Source organism: Amycolatopsis sp. NPDC051758 (genome assembly GCF_044453095.1).
In the GTDB taxonomy this organism is placed as follows: domain Bacteria; phylum Actinomycetota; class Actinomycetes; order Mycobacteriales; family Pseudonocardiaceae; genus Amycolatopsis.
The window spans coordinates 678,310-693,920 of record NZ_JBITCJ010000004.1 but is presented as its reverse complement, the minus strand read 5'-3'; the positions used below and the strand labels follow the sequence as shown (position 1 = coordinate 693,920).

Below are 15,611 nucleotides of genomic sequence, written 5' to 3'. Positions count from 1 at the left end.
GGCAGATTAGTCGATGGCGGTACTCCGGTGGTCCATCCGGAGTACATCGGGATCAGGCTTCCGGCCCGCCGGCCGGCAGCACGAGCTCGAAGATCGCGCCGCCCTCCTGCGCGTTGTAGACGCGGAGCTCACCCCCGTGGGCCTGGGCGACCCAGCGGACGATCGACAGGCCCAGCCCGCTCGAGGAGCCTTCGCCGGTGAACTGGTCGAACGCGGCCTGCGCGCGTGCGGCGTCAACACCGGGGCCGTGGTCGGCGACCGTGACGCGGCCGCCGGCGACGGTGATGTGCACGATCGCCAGCGTCCCGGGTTCGTGGCCGTAGCGCAGGGCGTTGTCGAGCAGGTTGGCCACCGCCCGCTGCACGAGCACCGGATCGGCGTCGACCTCGGTGGGCGCGGCCGTGAGCGTGACCTGGGCGTCGCCGGCCGGGGTCTCCCGCACCACGGCCGAGACCAGTTCGTCGAGCCGGATGCGCCGGACGGCGAGCTGGTCCGCGCCCGCGGAAAGCCGCGCGCGGACGAGCAGGCCGTCGATGATCTCGCCCATCCGCCCGGCCAGCCGCACCGTGCGCGGCAGCAAGTCGGTGCTGCGGGCGGGATTGCGCAGCGCGGTCTCGGCCAGCGCCCGCAGCGCGGCGACGGGGGTACGGAGATCGTGCGCGGTCTCGGCGATCAGGATCTCTTGCTGGCGCAAGGCGTTCCCGGCCGGCCGCAGGGCCCGGCCGGCCACCACGTACCCGGCCGCGCCGGCCACGCCGACGAGGACCACGCAGCCGCCGGCGAGCAGCAGCGTGCGCTGGTCGTGGGCGGCGTCCGACGGACCGGCGTCGACGGCGGCGACCACCGCGCCGGCGAAGCGGCCGCCCGGCTCGCGGAACGGCTGGGCGCACAGGCGAACCGGCCCGTCGTCACCGTCGATCGTCGCGGTCAGCAGGGTGCCGGACGCGGCGGCCTGCCGCGCCAGCGCCGTCAGCGCCGGTTCTCCGACGGTCACGCAGGTCCGGGTGGACCGGAAGGGCGCGAAGCCGCCGTCCGCGGCGGGCAGGACCGCGAACTGGGGGCACTCGCCGGTCAGCGGGTCGCGCGCCGCGTCGACGGTCACGGTCGCGCTGTCGTAGTGGACCAGCCGCGTCACGGTGGAGGTGACCCGCTGCAGCTGCGCGTCGAGGGCGAGGTCCCGCTGGCGCCCGTCGTCGCGGACCAGCAGCCAGCAGAAGAGGATCAGGCCGACGGCGTTGAACCCCGCGAACACCCAGACCAGCAGCCACCGCACCCGGCCCAGCCGGCTCGCCGAAGACGCGCTCATGCGGGCAGTCCGAGCCGGTAGCCGCGGCCACGGACGGCGTGCACCAGATCGGGCTCGCCGAGCTTGCGCCGGATCCGGCGGACCACGACGTCGACGACGTTGGACATCGGATCGGTGCTGCTGTCCCAGCAGTGCTCGATCAGGTCCGTGCGGCTGACCGCGGCGCCGGGGTGCGACATCAGGAACTCCAGGACCGAGAACTCGCGGGCGCCCAGCGCGAGCGGTGTCCCGCCGCGGCTGGCTTCGTGCCGGACGGTGTCGAGCGTGAGGTCGCCGACGCGCAGCACGGCGGGGCGCGGGGCCGGCCGGCGGCACAGCACCGAGACGCGGGCGCACAGCTCGGCGACGGCGAACGGCTTGCCGAGGTAGTCGTCGGCGCCGTGTTCGAACCCCGCCACCCGGTCGGCGACGTCGGCGCGGCCGGTCAGGAAGAGCACGGGGACCGTCCAGCCGGCTTCACGCCGCTGCCGCACGTACCCGATCGAATCCCCGTCCGGCAGCATGCGGTCGAACACCACGCACGCGTAGGCGGGTCCGGCGAGGGCCGCGGCCGCGGTGGTGATGTCCGGGGCCTCGTCGACCTCGAAGCCGGCCGCGCCCAGGTCGGTCACGACCGCCGTGCGCAGGTCGTCGTCGTCCTCCACCACCAGCACCCGGGTCATCGGGTCCCCCACCCCCTTCGCGTCCCGGCCGATCATGTCATCGAAACGTCATGGAGGGCGGAGCAAGGTGGGCGCCGGTGGTCGCGAGGGGCGGCCGGGGGCGAGGAGAAGAAGGTGCTCTTCCAGGTGCTGGGCCCGGTGGCGGCCCGCGACGCGGACGGCCGGGCGATCGAGCTGGGCCCCGGCAAGCCCGTGCTCGTGCTGGCGAGCCTGCTGCTGCACGCGGGGGACTGGGTGTCGGTGGACGAGCTGATCGACACGACCTGGGCCGGGCGCCGTCCGCCACCGTCCGCGGAGGCCAACCTGAAGACCTACATCTGGCGGCTGCGCCGGGTGCTTCCGGCTCCCGCGGCGGGGAGCCGCATCGAGCACCGGCCGGGCGCGTACCGGATCCGCGTCGAGGATTCGGAGCTGGACGCCGGGCTCGCCGCGGACCTGGCCACCCGCGCGGAAGACGCGCTGGCCGCGGGAAACCACGGGGAGGCCGCCGTGCTGGCCGCCCGGGGGCTCGGGCTGTGGCGCGGGCGGCCGTTCGAAGGGGTGCCGGGAAAGGCCGCGGCGGCCGCGCGGCTGGCCGAGCTCGGCTGGTCGCTGCGGGAGACCCTGGCCCGGGCGCGGCTGGCCGGCGGCCGCTACTCCGACGCCGTCTCGGCCCTTCGCGCGCTGACGGCGGAAGACCCGCTGCGGGAGGGGACCTGGGCCCTGCTGGTCGAAGCGCTCGCGGCGGCCGGACGGCGTGGTGAGGCGCTGGCGGCGTACAGCGACGCTCGCCGCGTGCTCGTCGCGGAGCTCGGGGTCGACCCGGGACCGGCGCTGGTCGCGGCGCACGAGCGGGCGCTGACCGGCCCGGCGCCGTCGCTCCCCTTCGGCCCGCGACGCGAGCTGCCCCGGGACGTGCCCGGGTTCGCCGGCCGCGAGGCGGGGCTGGCGGACCTGGGCGAGGTGGTGTCCGCGCCGGTGCGGGTCGCCCTGGTCGAAGGCATGCCCCGGGTCGGGAAGTCCGCCCTGGTGGTGCACCTGGCCCACCGGCTCGCCGGGGAGTTCCCGGACGGGCAGTTCCACGTCGACCTGCGGCACGGCGCCGCGTCCCCGGCGGAGGTGCTGGACCGGCTGCTGCGGGCGACCGGCGTCGACACCCCGGCCGTGCCCGCCGACCCGGGCGAGCGTGCCGCGCTCTGGCGGTCCCGGATCGCCGGGCGCCGGATCCTGCTGGTGCTCGACGACGCCGCGGACGAAGCGCAGATCGCCCCGCTGCTGCCCGCCGGCGACACCGCGCTGACCCTGATCACGACCCGGACCGGTGACTGGCACGTCCCCGGCGCCCGGCGCCTGCGGCTGGCGCCATTGCCCGACGCGGCGGCCGAGGACCTGCTGCGCGCCGGCGTCGCGGACGACCGTCCCGGCACCGATCCCGTGGCTCTGCGCGCCCTGCTCGACCTGTGCGCCGGCCTGCCCGGACTGGTGCGGGCCGCCGCCGACCGGCTAGCCGCGAGACCCCATTGGCAGCTGCCGGACGTCGTCGCGTGGCTCGACGGCGAGATCGGGCAGGGCAGCGGGTGCGCGGCGGCGCTCGCCTCGAGCGTGCGGCGCCTGCCGGTCGCGGAACGGAAGGTGTTCGCGCTCTGCTCGAAGGGGCAGGTCGATCCGCTGCGCGTCTCGCGCCGGTTGCGGATCGGCGCACCCGAGGCGCGGCGGCTGCTGGAACGGCTCGTCGACCACAACCTGATCACCGTGCGCGTCGCCGGCCGGTACACCGTCCACCCGGTGCTGCGCCGGCTGGCGGCCGGTCCGCCGGGCGGTCGCGGCGTGCACGTCGCGTGACCGAGCAGCCGGGGGCGCGGCTACTGTCTGTCCCTGTGCGGATACTGGTCATCGAGGACGACGAGGACATCCGCGTCGCCGTCGAGTCGGCCCTGCGCGACGCGGGGTTCGCGGTGGACGCGGCGGCCGATCTCGCGTCCGGCGGCGAGCTGCTCTTCGTCAACTCCTACGACTGCGCCGTGGTCGACCGGAAGCTCCCCGACGGCGACTCCCTGCCGTTCGTGCGCGAGCGCCGGGCCGGCGGCTGGACCGTCCCGGTGCTGTTCCTCACCGGGCACGACAGCGTCGCCGACCGGCTCGCCGGACTGACCGAAGGCGACGACTACCTCGGAAAGCCGTTCGCCGTGGTGGAACTGATCGCGCGGGTGCGGAACCTCTGCCGCCGATCCGGCGCGGAAACCGCGCGTCCGCTGCGGCACGGCGACATCGAACTGGACCCCGGCCGTCATGAGGCACGCCGTGGTGATCACCTGCTTTCCTTGACGGCCAAGGAGTTCGCCGTGCTGCACCGGCTGCTGGCCGCCGACGGCGCGGTGGTGTCGCGGCGCGAGCTCGTGGCCGTCGCGTGGGACGAACTGGTCGAGCCGTCGTCCAATGTGGTCGACGTGGTGATCGCCCGGCTGCGCCGGAAACTGGGGCCGCCGCCGGTCCTGCACGCCCGCCGCGGCGCCGGGTTCCTGCTCGTCTTTCCCTGATGTACCAACGCTGTACCGGCCATGGACGGCCGCGGCGCACGATCAACCGGAAGCAACGGCTCGATTTCCGGGAGCAGAAGATGAGCAAAGCCAACAGGGTGGGCCGGGCCGCGGTGTACGGCGTCGCGGGACTGGCCACCGCGGCGATCGGGGCCACCACGGCCAACGCGTTTGCCACCGACAGCGGTCCGGCGCCGGTTCCGGCCGCCGCACCGGCCGCGCAGCCCGCCGCCGCGCCGGCCGCCAAGACCGCCCCCGCGCCGGCGGTGAAGCCGTCGACCGGGAAGCCCGCGACAGCGCCGAAGGTCGCTACGCCGCAGAAGATTGCTACGCCGCCGAAGGTTGCTACGCCGGTGAAGGTCGCTACGCCGGTGAAGAAGGTGACGCCCGCGAAGAAGGTCGGCGTGGCACCCGCCGCGGCGCACCGGCACTCGGCCACACCGCGCCGGGTCGTGCAGGCCGCCGCGGCCCACGCGAAGCCCGAGCGCAAGCGGTTTGTGGTCCAGGCGGCGGCCGCGCCGGTCGTCAAGGCCGCCGTGCCCGGCTCCGTGGGAAAGGTCCTGGCGCACGCCGAGCAGCGCGTCACGGCGGCCGAGCAGGAACTGACGAAGATCAAGACCGACCTGGCGCAGTTGCGCAAGAGCCTGCAATCGGACATTCACCGGAAGCACGACGCCAAGCCGTCCCGGGACCAGGCCGGGCGCAAGAAGGCCGCGGGCCACGAGAAGGCTGCCGGCCGCGAGAAGGCCGCGCCGATCCGCAAGCAGGTCGTCCCGCCGAAGCGGCCGGTGCGCGACGCCGGCCCGTGCAAGACGGTCCGGACGTCGTCGAACGGCACGGGCACTTCGAGCTCCTCGACGGCCACGGTGTGCGGCAGCGGCTCGGTCCGGGTGGGCTGACGGATGGGTGTCAGCGTCGCCGAGCGGCCCCGGTTGTCGCTCCGCACCGCCCGGGTGCGAACCGGTTTGTACTGGCAACCGCGGCTGCCGCGCTACATCGTCGTGCCCGAACACGTCTGGCTCGGGCAGCCTGCGGTCCCGGAGGACGACGAGGAGCGGAGCGAGACCGGGCCGGTGGAGGAGTACTACTACCGGCACCCGGAGCGGCCGCCGATGAGCCAGGCCGCGGCGAGCACGCTCGGCGGCGTCACGGCCGCGGTCGTGGCCGGGCTGGCGCCGGGGATGCTGATCGCCGGGCCCGCCGGTCTGGTCGCGGGGGTCGCGGCCGGGCTGTTCGGCGGCCTGATGGGGCGCGAACTGGCGGGGGAGCTGCACGAGCGCCGCAACGACGGCTGACCGGTCCCGGAGCCGCCGGGTCCTGTTCGGGCCCGGCGGCGCCCGCTGTGGGGAGAACTGCCGCCAACACTCACTTAAGTCGTGAGCCAAGAGAGCTACTTGCAGGTAATCGTGCTTCCTCGTGAGGGGTTCACCTGCTGTGCTATTTCGGTCGGCTCTGTCACAGAGGAGTGACCATGGCTGTTCCCACCCGTAAGTTCCTGCGTCCACTACTGCGGTTGAGCACGGCCCTGGGGGCCGTCATCCTGTCCACCCTCGGCGTCACCGGCATCGCCAATGCCGCGGGCACCGTCTACGCCGCGCTCGGCGACTCCTATTCCTCCGGGACCGGAGCCGGCAGCTATGGCAGTTCCGGGAGCTGTTATCGCAGCTCCAACGCCTACGCGCAGCTGTGGACCAACGCCCACAGCGGCACGTCGCTGTCGTTCCTCGCCTGCTCGGGGGCGAAGACGGGCGACGTGATCAACCAGGCCAACTCGATCCCGGCCGGCACCACGCTGGTCACCGTGACGGTCGGCGGCAACGACGCCGGGTTCACCGACGTCATCACCACCTGCACCCTGGGCAGCGACTCGGACTGCGTCAACCGGGTCAACACGGCGAAGACGTACGTGACCAACACCCTGCCGGGGCTGCTGAACAACACGTACAACGCGATCAAGGCCAAGGCGCCGGGCGCGCGTCTCGTCGTCCTTTCCTACCCGCGCTTCTACACCGTGCCCGGCTCCTGCTGGGTCGGGCTCAGCGACACCAAGCGCTCGGCGATCAACTCCGGCGCCGACACCCTGGCGTCGGTGATCCAGCAGCGCGCGTCGGCGGCCGGGGCGACCTTCGTCGACGTCCGGCCGTCGTTCACCGGGCACAACATCTGCTCGTCCGCGGACGACTACCTGCACAGCCTGACCTGGCCGGTGGTCGAGTCCTACCACCCGACGCCGGCGGGGCAGTCGGGCGGCTACTACGCCCCGCTGCGGGCAGCGATCGGCTGACCCTCGTGCCGTGAAGGGCACCCTCGGGGACATCACGTCCCGAGGGTGCCCTTTTTCGCAATCCGGCGACTGGACACCCACGTTAGCGGTCGCTAACATCAGAGCGGAGGTTAACGACCGCTAACTTCGAGGGAGCCCATGGACACGCCGGCACTGGGGACTACGGCTGCCCCGGACAGCGAGGCCTACACCCGCAACGCGACGTCGCACGCGGAGCTGGTCGAGGACCTCCGCAAACGTTTGGCCGCCGCCCGCCTCGGCGGGCCCGAGAAGTCGCGCACCCGGCACGTCGAACGCGGCAAGCTGCTCCCGCGCGACCGCGTCGACACGCTGCTGGACCCGGGTTCGCCGTTCCTCGAGCTGTCCCCGCTGGCGGCGAACGGACTGTACGACGACGAAGCGCCGTCCGCCGGGATCATCACCGGGGTCGGGCGCGTCTCCGGCCGCGAGTGCGTGGTCGTCGCCAACGACGCCACCGTCAAGGGCGGCACGTACTACCCGATGACGGTGAAGAAGCACCTGCGCGCCCAGGAGGTCGCGCTCCACAACAACCTGCCGTGCGTCTACCTGGTGGACTCCGGCGGCGCGTTCCTGCCCCGGCAGGACGAGGTCTTCCCGGATCGTGAGCACTTCGGCCGGATCTTCTACAACCAGGCGACGATGTCCGCGCGCGGCATCCCGCAGATCGCCGCGGTGCTCGGCTCGTGCACCGCCGGCGGCGCGTACGTCCCGGCGATGAGCGACGAAGCCGTGATCGTCCGGAACCAGGGCACGATCTTCCTCGGCGGCCCGCCGCTGGTGAAGGCCGCGACCGGCGAGGTCGTCACGGCCGAAGAGCTCGGCGGTGGTGACGTCCACTCGCGCCAGTCCGGCGTCACCGACCACCTGGCCGACGACGACGCGCACGCGCTGCGGATCGTCCGCCAGATCGTCTCGACACTCGGGCCGCGCACGCCGCGCCCGTGGGACGTCCTGCCGACGGAGGTGCCGGCCGTCGACCCCGCCGAGCTGTACGGCGTTGTCCCGACCGACCCGCGCACGCCGTACGACGTGCGCGAAGTGATCGCGCGGATCGTCGACGGCAGCCGGTTCGGCGAATTCAAGAAGGAGTACGGCTCGACGCTGGTCACCGGGTTCGCCCGGATCCACGGCCACCCGGTGGGCATCGTCGCGAACAACGGCGTGCTCTTCGCCGAGTCCGCGATGAAGGGCGCGCACTTCATCGAGCTGTGCGACAAGCGCTCGATCCCGCTGCTGTTCCTGCAGAACATCACCGGCTTCATGGTCGGCAAGGCGTACGAGGCGGGCGGCATCGCCAAGCACGGCGCGAAGATGGTCACCGCCGTGGCCTGCGCGCGGGTGCCGAAGTTAACGGTCGTCATCGGCGGCTCGTTCGGCGCCGGCAACTACTCGATGTGCGGCCGGGCGTACTCGCCGCGGTTCCTCTGGATGTGGCCGAACGCGCGGATCTCGGTGATGGGCGGCGAGCAGGCGGCGTCGGTGCTCTCGACGGTCCGCCGCGACTCGATCGAGGGGCGCGGCGGTGAGTGGTCCACCGAGGACGAAGAGGCGTTCAAGGACCCGATCCGCGAGCAGTACGAGGCGCAGGGCAGCCCGTACTACTCCACCGCGCGGCTGTGGGACGACGGTGTGATCGACCCGGCCGACACCCGCACGGTGCTCGGCCTCGCGCTCTCGACCGCGGCCAATGCGACCTTGTCCGATGTCAACTACGGCGTCTTCCGGATGTGATGATGTTCGACTCAGTGTTGGTCGCGAACCGCGGCGAGATCGCGGTGCGGGTCATTCGCACGCTGCGTGACCTCGGCATCCGCGCGGTCGCCGTCTACAGCGACGCCGACGCCGATGCGCGGCACGTCCGGGAGGCGCACACCGCCGTCCGGATCGGACCCGCCGAGGCTTCGAAGAGCTACCTCTCTATTCCGGCCATCGTGGACGCCGCGGTGTCCTCGGGCGCGCAGGCGGTGCACCCGGGTTACGGCTTCCTGGCGGAGAACGCCGAGTTCGCGCGGGCCTGCGAGGCCGCCGGGCTGGTGTTCATCGGCCCGCCGGTCGCCGCGATCGACGCCATGGGGGACAAGATCCGCGCCAAGGCGACCGTGTCGAAGGCCGGCGTCCCGGTGGTGCCCGGTGCGTCCGATGTGGACATCCCGGCCGGCGGGTTCGCCGCCGCCGCGGCGAAGGTCGGTTATCCGCTGCTGCTCAAGCCGTCCGCCGGTGGTGGGGGCAAGGGCATGCGGCTGGTCCACGAAGAGTCCGAACTGGACGCCGCGATCGAGTCGGCGCGGCGTGAGGCCAAGGGGTCCTTCGGCGACGACACGCTGCTGATGGAACGGTTCGTGACCACACCGCGGCACATCGAGATCCAGGTGCTGGCCGACACCCACGGCCACGTCATCCACCTCGGTGAGCGCGAGTGCAGCCTGCAGCGGCGGCACCAGAAGATCATCGAGGAAGCGCCGTCGGTGCTGCTCGACGAGACCACCCGCGCGAAGATGGGTTCGGCGGCGGTCGAAGCCGCGCGCTCGGTCGGTTACGTCGGCGCGGGCACCGTCGAGTTCATCCTGTCGGCGCACGACCCGGACGAGTTCTTCTTCATGGAGATGAACACCCGGCTGCAGGTCGAGCACCCGGTCACCGAGCTGGTCACCGGCCTCGACCTGGTCGAGTGGCAGGTCCGCGTCGCGGCGGGTGAGCACCTTTCCGTCGCGCAATCGGACGTCGTCCTGAACGGGCACGCCGTCGAGGCGCGGGTGTACGCCGAAGACCCGGCGCGTGGTTTCATCCCGACCGGCGGCACGGTGCTGGCGGTGCACGAGCCGTCCGGTGACGGTGTGCGGGTCGACTCGTGGATGACACCGGGCGCGGTGATCGGCTCGAACTACGACCCGATGCTGGCCAAGGTCATCGCCTGGGGCCCGGACCGCGCGGCCGCGTTGCACCGGCTGGACCTGGCGCTGGCGGACACGGCACTGCTGGGCGTCGGCACCAACACCGCGTTCCTGCGCGGCCTGCTGGCCGATGACGACGTCCGAGCCGGCCGTCTCGACACCGAGCTGGTCGACCGTCGGCTGTCCACTTTGGTCTCTTCGGACGTGCCCGCGGAGTTCTTCGTCGCGGCCGCGCTGGACCGGCTGCTGGAGCTGCAGCCGTCCGGGTCCGTGGTGGACCCGTGGGACGTGCCGGACGGCTGGCGGATGGGCGGGTCCGGCGGGGTGACGTTCCGGCTGAAGTCGGGGCAGGCCAAGGCCGTCGTCCGGGTGCAGGGCACGCCGTCCGCCGCGACGGTCTTCGTTGATGACGCGTCACCGGTCCAGGTTTCGGCCCGGCGCGAAGGTTCCGTGCTGGAGATCCGGCACGCCGGCGGGTTCCACCGCTACCGCCAGGCCTGCGGTCCCGATCGGACGGTCTGGCTGGCCCGCGACGGACTGAGCTTTCCCTTCGGGGAGCAGGAGTTCGTGCTTTCGTCCCGCGGGGAGGCCGCGGGAGCCGGGCCGGTCACCAGCCCGATGCCGGGCACGGTGCTCGTGGTGAAGGTCGCCGCGGGTGACGTGGTCCGCGCCGGGACGCCGTTGCTCGTGGTCGAAGCGATGAAGATGGAGCACACGGTCACCGCGCCGATCGACGGTGTGGTCAGCGAACTTCCCGTCCGGGCCGGCCAACAGGTCGCGCTGGACGAAACCCTAGCCGTAGTAAGCCCCCAAGAGGAGCAGCCGTGATCGACTTCCGCCTGGACGAGGAGTACGAGTCCCTCCGCAAGACGGTCGAGGACTTCGCGCACGCCGAAGTAGCGCCGGTGATCGGCGAACTGTACGAGAAGGAAGAGTTCCCGTACGAGATCGTCGCGAAAATGGGCGAGATGGGCCTGTTCGGCCTGCCGTTCCCCGAGGAGTTCGGCGGCATGGGCGGCGACTACTTCGCGCTTTGCCTGGCCCTCGAGGAGCTTGCCCGCGTCGACTCGTCGGTGGCGATCACCCTGGAGGCCGGGGTTTCGCTCGGCGCGATGCCGATCTTCCGTTTCGGGACGCAGGAGCAGAAGGAGAAGTGGCTGCCTGACCTGTGCGCGGGCACGGCGCTGGGCGGCTTCGGCCTGACCGAACCGGGCGGCGGCTCGGACGCGGGCGCGACCCGCACCCGCGCGCGTCAGGACGGTGACGACTGGGTCATCAACGGCAGCAAGGCGTTCATCACCAACTCGGGCACGGACATCACCCGCCTGGTCACGGTCACCGCCGTGACGGACGTGATGGAGAACGGCCGCAAGGAGATCTCGGCGATCCTCGTGCCGTCCGCCACCCCGGGCTTCGAGGTGGCGCCGAAGTACTCCAAGGTCGGCTGGAACTGCTCGGACACCCACGAGCTGTCCTTTTCGGACGTCCACGTCCCGGTCGAGAACCTGGTCGGCACCCGAGGTCGCGGTTACGCGCAGTTCTTGTCCATTTTGGACGAAGGCCGCGTCGCGATCGCCGCGCTGTCAGTGGGTCTGGCCCAGGGGTGCGTCGACGAGTGCCTCGGTTACGTGAAGGACCGCGTCGCGTTCGGCAAGCGGATCGGCGAGTACCAGGCGATCCAGTTCAAGATCGCCGACATGGAGGTCCGGACGCACACCGCCCGCCTGGCCTACTACCAGGCGGCGTCGAAGATGCTGCGCGGCGAGCCGTTCAAGAAGGAAGCGTCGATCGCGAAGCTGGTGGCTTCGAACGCGGCGATGGACAACGCCCGCGACGCAACGCAGATCTTCGGCGGCTACGGCTTCATGAACGAGTACCCGGTGAGCCGCTTCTACCGCGACGCGAAGATCCTGGAGATCGGCGAGGGCACGAGCGAGGTCCAGAAGATGCTGATCTCGCGCCACCTCGGGGTCGCCTGAAAGCCGTGAAGGGCACCTTCAGGGCTCATATGTCCCTGAAGGTCCCCCTCACGACTAGTGGGGCTGTTGCTGCTCCTGCTGTTTCTTGTCTTCCTCGGCCCAGGCGGCTTCCGCCTGCATCTGGATGTCGGTGAGGCCGCGGTCGACCTGCACGATGTCCTTGCCCGCCCAGCCGACGAAGTTCTTCGAGCTCTTGGCGTCGGAGAGCGCCTTCAGCATCGGGTAGTAGTCCGGAGCCTTGGCCTTCAGCCAGTCGTCGACGAACTTCGTCTTCTGGTAGCTGTCGCCGAACTTGGTCTTCAGCCAGTCCTCGTGCTTCTTGATCGTCGAGATGTCGTGGTCGCTCAGGTGCGACTTCGGCGGCGCCGGCTTGGGCGGAGCCGCGGGCGGTGGCAGCGGCCGTGAGAAGTTCGGCGTGGTGCCGTCACCCGGCGGCCGGGTGCTGGGCGTGGCGCCACCACCAGGGCCGTCGTGAGTCACCGCGGTGCCCGGCGGCGGCAGCGGCCGTGAGAAGTTCGGGGTCGTGCCGTCACCCGGGGGCCGGGTGCTGGGCGTGGCGCCACCACCAGGGCCGTCGTGGGTGACGGCCGTGCCCGGCGGTTTCGGCAGGGGGCGCGAGAAGTTCGGCACACCGCCGCCGGTGGGCGGCAGGTTGCTCAGCTCGTGCCCCGCACCCGAGGCGCCCGGCTTCGGCTTGACCAGCTTCGACAGCTGGGTGAGCCGGGCCAGCGTGCGGCCGGCGTAGGCGACGACCTTGGCGAGCTTCGCCGCCATCGCCGCGACCTGCACCGAGACCTGCACGACGACCTTGCTCACCCCGACGGCGATCGACGCGCCGAAGGTGGGGATGGCGAGCGCGAGCGCGATCAGCATCGTGGAGATGATGTCGCCGAGGACCGTCGTGATGATGTCGCGGATCAGCGAGCGGACCGCGCCGATCAGGGCCCCGGTGGTCTCGACCATGTAACCGGCGACGTCGGACGCCTTGGCGTTGGCGTCGATCCAGCCCTTCCGGTCGTTGATCGACTTCAGGAAGCTGTCGTACCCCTTGCCCTCCCACTGCGTGATCGTCGACTTGAGGGTGTCGTCCAGCTCGGTGCCGGTGTTGCGCAGCGACTCGCCGATCTTGTGCAGCTCGTTGGCGATCTTCGTGACCTCCGCGGGGTTGCCCGCGACCTGGTCCAGCGGCCACTTCAGGAACGAGACGTGCTCGATCAGCCAGCCCAGGCCCGCCGCGATCAGCTTCGACAGCGGGTCCATGACAAACGCGACCGTGTCGAGCGCGGCGCTGATGATGTTGATGCCCAGCTCGACGCTGACGGCCGCGAGGTCGCCGCCGTGTTCGGTCTGGACCTTGCCGATCGAGTCGCCGACCTGCTTCCAGCTGTCGAAGACGCCGGCGCCGGTCGTGGAGTTCGACGCGGTGATGGGAACGGTCACTTGCCCAGCTCCGTTTCGAAGGTGCTCAAACCCTGGGCCGTGTTCGAGTCGTGGGTCGAGTACACGTCGGCGGCCTTCTTCACGTCGTCGGCGGACTTGGCGATGTCACCGACGAGCTTGGTGATCTCGCCGGTGATCACCCCCATCGTGATCCGTGACGGCACGGCCAGCACCTGCGCGAGCAGGATGCCGAACGCGGCGTTGTCGAACCCGTTGGCGGCCTGCATCCGGTTCGCGGCGTCCTGCACCGCCGGCTGCGTCGTGCCCGACAGGAACTGGCTGAACTTCTGCAACTCGGCCGGGTCGACCGAGAAACCTGCTCCGGAAACCACTGGTTCTCCTCCCTGCTACCAGGGGTTGCTCTCGCCGTCGTCCTCTTCCGGCGCGGGCCGGGGACGACGCTGCGGCGGACCGTGCGGCGGTTGCTGCGGGCTCGGCGGCGGGCGGTGCGGGGGCGCCGGCGGCCGCGTCGGACGCTCCTCGGCCCCCTGCGGCGGCGCGAACGGGTCGCCGTCAGCCGGCGGTGTTCCGTCACCCGGGTCGGGGGCCGGCAGGAACTCGTCCAGCAGCTCGCGGGCGGCCGAGTTCTCGCCGACCATGCCGCCGAACACGTCGGCGACCTCGGCCGAGACCTTCTGCTGTGCCCGGCCGATCAGCTGCATCACCAGGCCGGACAGGGCTTGCGGCGGGCGTTCGTACGCGCGGGGGCCGAACCGGAGGTCCTGCAGCACTCCGCTCGGGCCGATGGTCACCGAGACCGCACCGTCCGGCGACTGCACGGTGGCGACGGCGGATCGGAGCTTTTCCTGCGCTTCCGCGGCTTTTGCCCGGATTTCCTCGAGTTCGACGGTGAACGCGGCCAGCGGATCGGGGGGACCTGACTGTGTCAATTTGTCCTCGTCGCGAGAGAGGTCGTGAACGGACGAAGTCAATCAGCGGTCTTTGAAGCTCCGATGACACGAACGGAGCCACCGGCTGAACGCGACGTGGATCGCCGAAGTCGGCACGCGGGTACTCTTGGTGCGGTAAACAAGGGCATGGACAACACCGTCATCCGATCGGGTGATTCCGGGGACGTCGACACGCTGCTGCGCTTCTTCGACGAGGCCGTCGAATGGTTGGTCGCCCGCGGCAGTTCGGGACAGTGGGGGACCGAGCCGTGGAGCGGGGTCCCGAAGCGCGTCGAGCGGGTCAAGGGCATGGCCGCCGACCCCGGCCTGCGGATCGCGATGGTCGGCGGGGAACCCGCGGGCGCGCTGATCGTCTCCGAGGAGCACGACCCGCACGTGCCGCCGGTTGACGAGCGTGAACTGTACGTCCGATTGCTGATCACGTCCCGGCGGTTCACTGGACGGCGCGTCGGCGGGCGGCTCATCGAGTACGCGCTCGACGAGGCGCGGCGGCGCGGCATCGACCTCGTGCGCGTCGACTGCTGGGCCGGCGGCGACGGCGAGCTCCAGCGCTACTACGAGAGCCAGGGCTTCAAGCCGACCGTGCAATTTCACGTCGAGGACTGGGTCGGGCAGGTGCTGGAGCAACGCGTGGGGTAGCGCGATGACGGCCGGCGAGCGACACTGTTGACGCGGTGCCAACAGACGAAGGAGTCGCCATGGCCGAGGAGCTCGCGGGCAAGGTCGTCGTCATCACCGGCGGCGGGCAGGGGATCGGCGCGGCGACCGCGTCGGCGCTGTCCCGGCTGGGCGCGCAGGTGGTGATCGGCGACCTCGACCAGGTCAGGGCCGAAAAAACGGCCGGGGAGCTGGACGCCGAGGCGCTGCCGCTGGACGTCACCGACATCCGCGGCTTCACCGAGTTCCTCGACGAGGTCGAGCGCCGCCACGGCCGGATCGACGTCCTGATCAACAACGCCGGGATCATGCCGCTCGCCGCCCTCGAGGAGGAAAGCGACGCGACGACCCGGCGTCAGCTCGAGATCAACCTGCACGCCGTCATCCACGGAACCCGCGAGGCGATGAAGCGGATGCGGCCGCGGCGCAGCGGGCACATCGTCAACGTCGCTTCCTTCGCGGGCAAGGCCGGTTTCCCCGGCGCCGCGACGTACTGCGCGACCAAGCACGCCGTGGTCGGGCTGTCCGAAGCGGTGCACCTGGAGCTGCACGGGTCCGGGGTGCACGTTTCGTGCGTGATGCCCGCGATCGTCCGCACGGAGCTGGCGAGCGGCCTCGGTGAAGCGAAGCTGTTCAAGTCCTCGCGCCCGGAAGACGTGGCCGACGCCATCGTGGCCACGCTGCGCAAGCCTCGCTTCGAGGTCTTCGTGCCCCGATCCGTGGGAACTATGGGCAAGCTCACCCGGCTGCTCCCGCGGCGGGCCGGCGAAGCGCTTGCCCGCGCGCTGAAAGCGGACCAGCTTTTGGCTTCAGCGGCCCATTCCCCGGCTCGCGCGGACTACGAGGCGCGCGCCGCCGAGAGCGCACCCGGGGCGGGCACGGAGTAACTCGGACGGCCTAGCGACTGTCCGATTTGGACCTGGCCGGTGTTGAGTCCACCGGCC

General features: G+C 71.5%; 15 protein-coding genes. 10 read left to right on the top strand and 5 right to left on the bottom strand.

Going from position 1 to position 15,611, the window contains the following annotated elements:
* Positions 1 to 52: 52 nt before the first annotated feature.
* Complete coding sequence (locus ACIA5G_RS22795) at positions 53 to 1,306, bottom strand: sensor histidine kinase (RefSeq protein WP_395926227.1); 1,254 nt, start codon at positions 1,304 to 1,306, stop codon at positions 53 to 55.
* Entirely contained in the window at positions 1,303 to 2,004 is a 702-nt protein-coding gene (locus ACIA5G_RS22790) for a winged helix-turn-helix domain-containing protein (protein WP_395926225.1), read from the bottom strand. Before ACIA5G_RS22790 ends, ACIA5G_RS22795 begins: the two co-directional genes overlap by 4 nt.
* Before the next feature lie 78 nt (positions 2,005 to 2,082).
* Here ACIA5G_RS22790 and ACIA5G_RS22785 point away from each other — a divergent pair, with 78 nt between their 5' ends.
* From ACIA5G_RS22785 to ACIA5G_RS22750, 8 genes are all read left to right on the top strand, one after another.
* The gene (locus ACIA5G_RS22785) at positions 2,083 to 3,789 is read left to right on the top strand and encodes a BTAD domain-containing putative transcriptional regulator (protein WP_395926223.1); all 1,707 of its coding nucleotides are present in this window, start codon (positions 2,083 to 2,085) and stop codon (positions 3,787 to 3,789) included.
* Positions 3,790 to 3,824: 35 nt separating this feature from the next.
* A complete protein-coding gene (locus ACIA5G_RS22780) occupies positions 3,825 to 4,484 on the top strand; it encodes a response regulator transcription factor (RefSeq protein ID WP_395926221.1) in 660 nt (219 codons plus the stop codon).
* Positions 4,485 to 4,564: 80 nt separating this feature from the next.
* Positions 4,565 to 5,383, top strand: coding sequence for a hypothetical protein (locus ACIA5G_RS22775; protein WP_395926219.1), 819 nt, complete (start codon positions 4,565 to 4,567; stop codon positions 5,381 to 5,383).
* Between the two features lie 3 nt (positions 5,384 to 5,386).
* Complete coding sequence (locus ACIA5G_RS22770) at positions 5,387 to 5,779, top strand: hypothetical protein (protein WP_395926216.1); 393 nt, start codon at positions 5,387 to 5,389, stop codon at positions 5,777 to 5,779.
* Positions 5,780 to 5,955: 176 nt separating this feature from the next.
* A complete protein-coding gene (locus ACIA5G_RS22765; protein ID WP_395926214.1) occupies positions 5,956 to 6,768 on the top strand; it encodes an SGNH/GDSL hydrolase family protein in 813 nt (270 codons plus the stop codon).
* A gap of 138 nt (positions 6,769 to 6,906) precedes the next feature.
* Positions 6,907 to 8,520, top strand: coding sequence for a carboxyl transferase domain-containing protein (locus tag ACIA5G_RS22760; protein ID WP_395926212.1), 1,614 nt, complete (start codon positions 6,907 to 6,909; stop codon positions 8,518 to 8,520).
* 2 nt (positions 8,521 to 8,522) lie between these two features.
* The gene (locus tag ACIA5G_RS22755) at positions 8,523 to 10,508 is read left to right on the top strand and encodes an acetyl/propionyl/methylcrotonyl-CoA carboxylase subunit alpha (protein ID WP_395926208.1); all 1,986 of its coding nucleotides are present in this window, start codon (positions 8,523 to 8,525) and stop codon (positions 10,506 to 10,508) included.
* Positions 10,505 to 11,659 carry an acyl-CoA dehydrogenase family protein gene (locus ACIA5G_RS22750; protein ID WP_395926206.1) on the top strand — a complete coding sequence of 385 codons (1,155 nt, stop codon included), beginning with the start codon at positions 10,505 to 10,507 and terminating at the stop codon, positions 11,657 to 11,659. Before ACIA5G_RS22755 ends, ACIA5G_RS22750 begins: the two co-directional genes overlap by 4 nt.
* A gap of 54 nt (positions 11,660 to 11,713) precedes the next feature.
* On the opposite strand, the gene ACIA5G_RS22745 is transcribed toward ACIA5G_RS22750, so the two are convergent.
* Genes ACIA5G_RS22745 through ACIA5G_RS22735 form a run of 3 tightly spaced genes read right to left on the bottom strand, consistent with a single transcriptional unit; the run spans position 11,714 to position 13,989 of the window.
* A complete protein-coding gene (locus ACIA5G_RS22745) occupies positions 11,714 to 13,099 on the bottom strand; it encodes a hypothetical protein (protein WP_395926204.1) in 1,386 nt (461 codons plus the stop codon).
* A complete protein-coding gene (locus ACIA5G_RS22740) occupies positions 13,096 to 13,431 on the bottom strand; it encodes a hypothetical protein (protein WP_395926202.1) in 336 nt (111 codons plus the stop codon). The genes ACIA5G_RS22745 and ACIA5G_RS22740 overlap by 4 nt, the downstream gene beginning before the upstream one ends.
* Before the next feature lie 15 nt (positions 13,432 to 13,446).
* The gene (locus ACIA5G_RS22735; protein ID WP_395926200.1) at positions 13,447 to 13,989 is read right to left on the bottom strand and encodes a YbaB/EbfC family nucleoid-associated protein; all 543 of its coding nucleotides are present in this window, start codon (positions 13,987 to 13,989) and stop codon (positions 13,447 to 13,449) included.
* A gap of 147 nt (positions 13,990 to 14,136) precedes the next feature.
* On the opposite strand from ACIA5G_RS22735, the gene ACIA5G_RS22730 reads away from it, so the two are divergent.
* Both ACIA5G_RS22730 and ACIA5G_RS22725 read left to right on the top strand, forming a co-directional pair.
* On the top strand, positions 14,137 to 14,649 hold the full coding sequence (locus ACIA5G_RS22730) for a GNAT family N-acetyltransferase (protein WP_395926198.1): 513 nt from the start codon (positions 14,137 to 14,139) through the stop codon (positions 14,647 to 14,649).
* Positions 14,650 to 14,708: 59 nt separating this feature from the next.
* Positions 14,709 to 15,554, top strand: coding sequence for an SDR family oxidoreductase (locus ACIA5G_RS22725; protein WP_395926196.1), 846 nt, complete (start codon positions 14,709 to 14,711; stop codon positions 15,552 to 15,554).
* Positions 15,555 to 15,611 lie beyond the last annotated feature (57 nt).

What these genes read in the sequence shown, in the direction of transcription:
- ACIA5G_RS22775 (WP_395926219.1), top strand. Translation starts at nt 4,565, where the DNA reads ATGAGCAAAGCCAACAGGGTGGGCCGGGCCGCGGTGTACGGCGTCGCG.
- ACIA5G_RS22755 (WP_395926208.1), top strand. Translation starts at nt 8,523, where the DNA reads ATGTTCGACTCAGTGTTGGTCGCGAACCGCGGCGAGATCGCGGTGCGG.
- ACIA5G_RS22760 (WP_395926212.1), top strand. Translation starts at nt 6,907, where the DNA reads ATGGACACGCCGGCACTGGGGACTACGGCTGCCCCGGACAGCGAGGCC.
- ACIA5G_RS22770 (WP_395926216.1), top strand. Translation starts at nt 5,387, where the DNA reads ATGGGTGTCAGCGTCGCCGAGCGGCCCCGGTTGTCGCTCCGCACCGCC.
- ACIA5G_RS22790 (WP_395926225.1), bottom strand. Translation starts at nt 2,004, where the DNA reads ATGATCGGCCGGGACGCGAAGGGGGTGGGGGACCCGATGACCCGGGTG.
- ACIA5G_RS22795 (WP_395926227.1), bottom strand. Translation starts at nt 1,306, where the DNA reads ATGAGCGCGTCTTCGGCGAGCCGGCTGGGCCGGGTGCGGTGGCTGCTG.
- ACIA5G_RS22725 (WP_395926196.1), top strand. Translation starts at nt 14,709, where the DNA reads ATGGCCGAGGAGCTCGCGGGCAAGGTCGTCGTCATCACCGGCGGCGGG.
- ACIA5G_RS22765 (WP_395926214.1), top strand. Translation starts at nt 5,956, where the DNA reads ATGGCTGTTCCCACCCGTAAGTTCCTGCGTCCACTACTGCGGTTGAGC.
- ACIA5G_RS22730 (WP_395926198.1), top strand. Translation starts at nt 14,137, where the DNA reads ATGGACAACACCGTCATCCGATCGGGTGATTCCGGGGACGTCGACACG.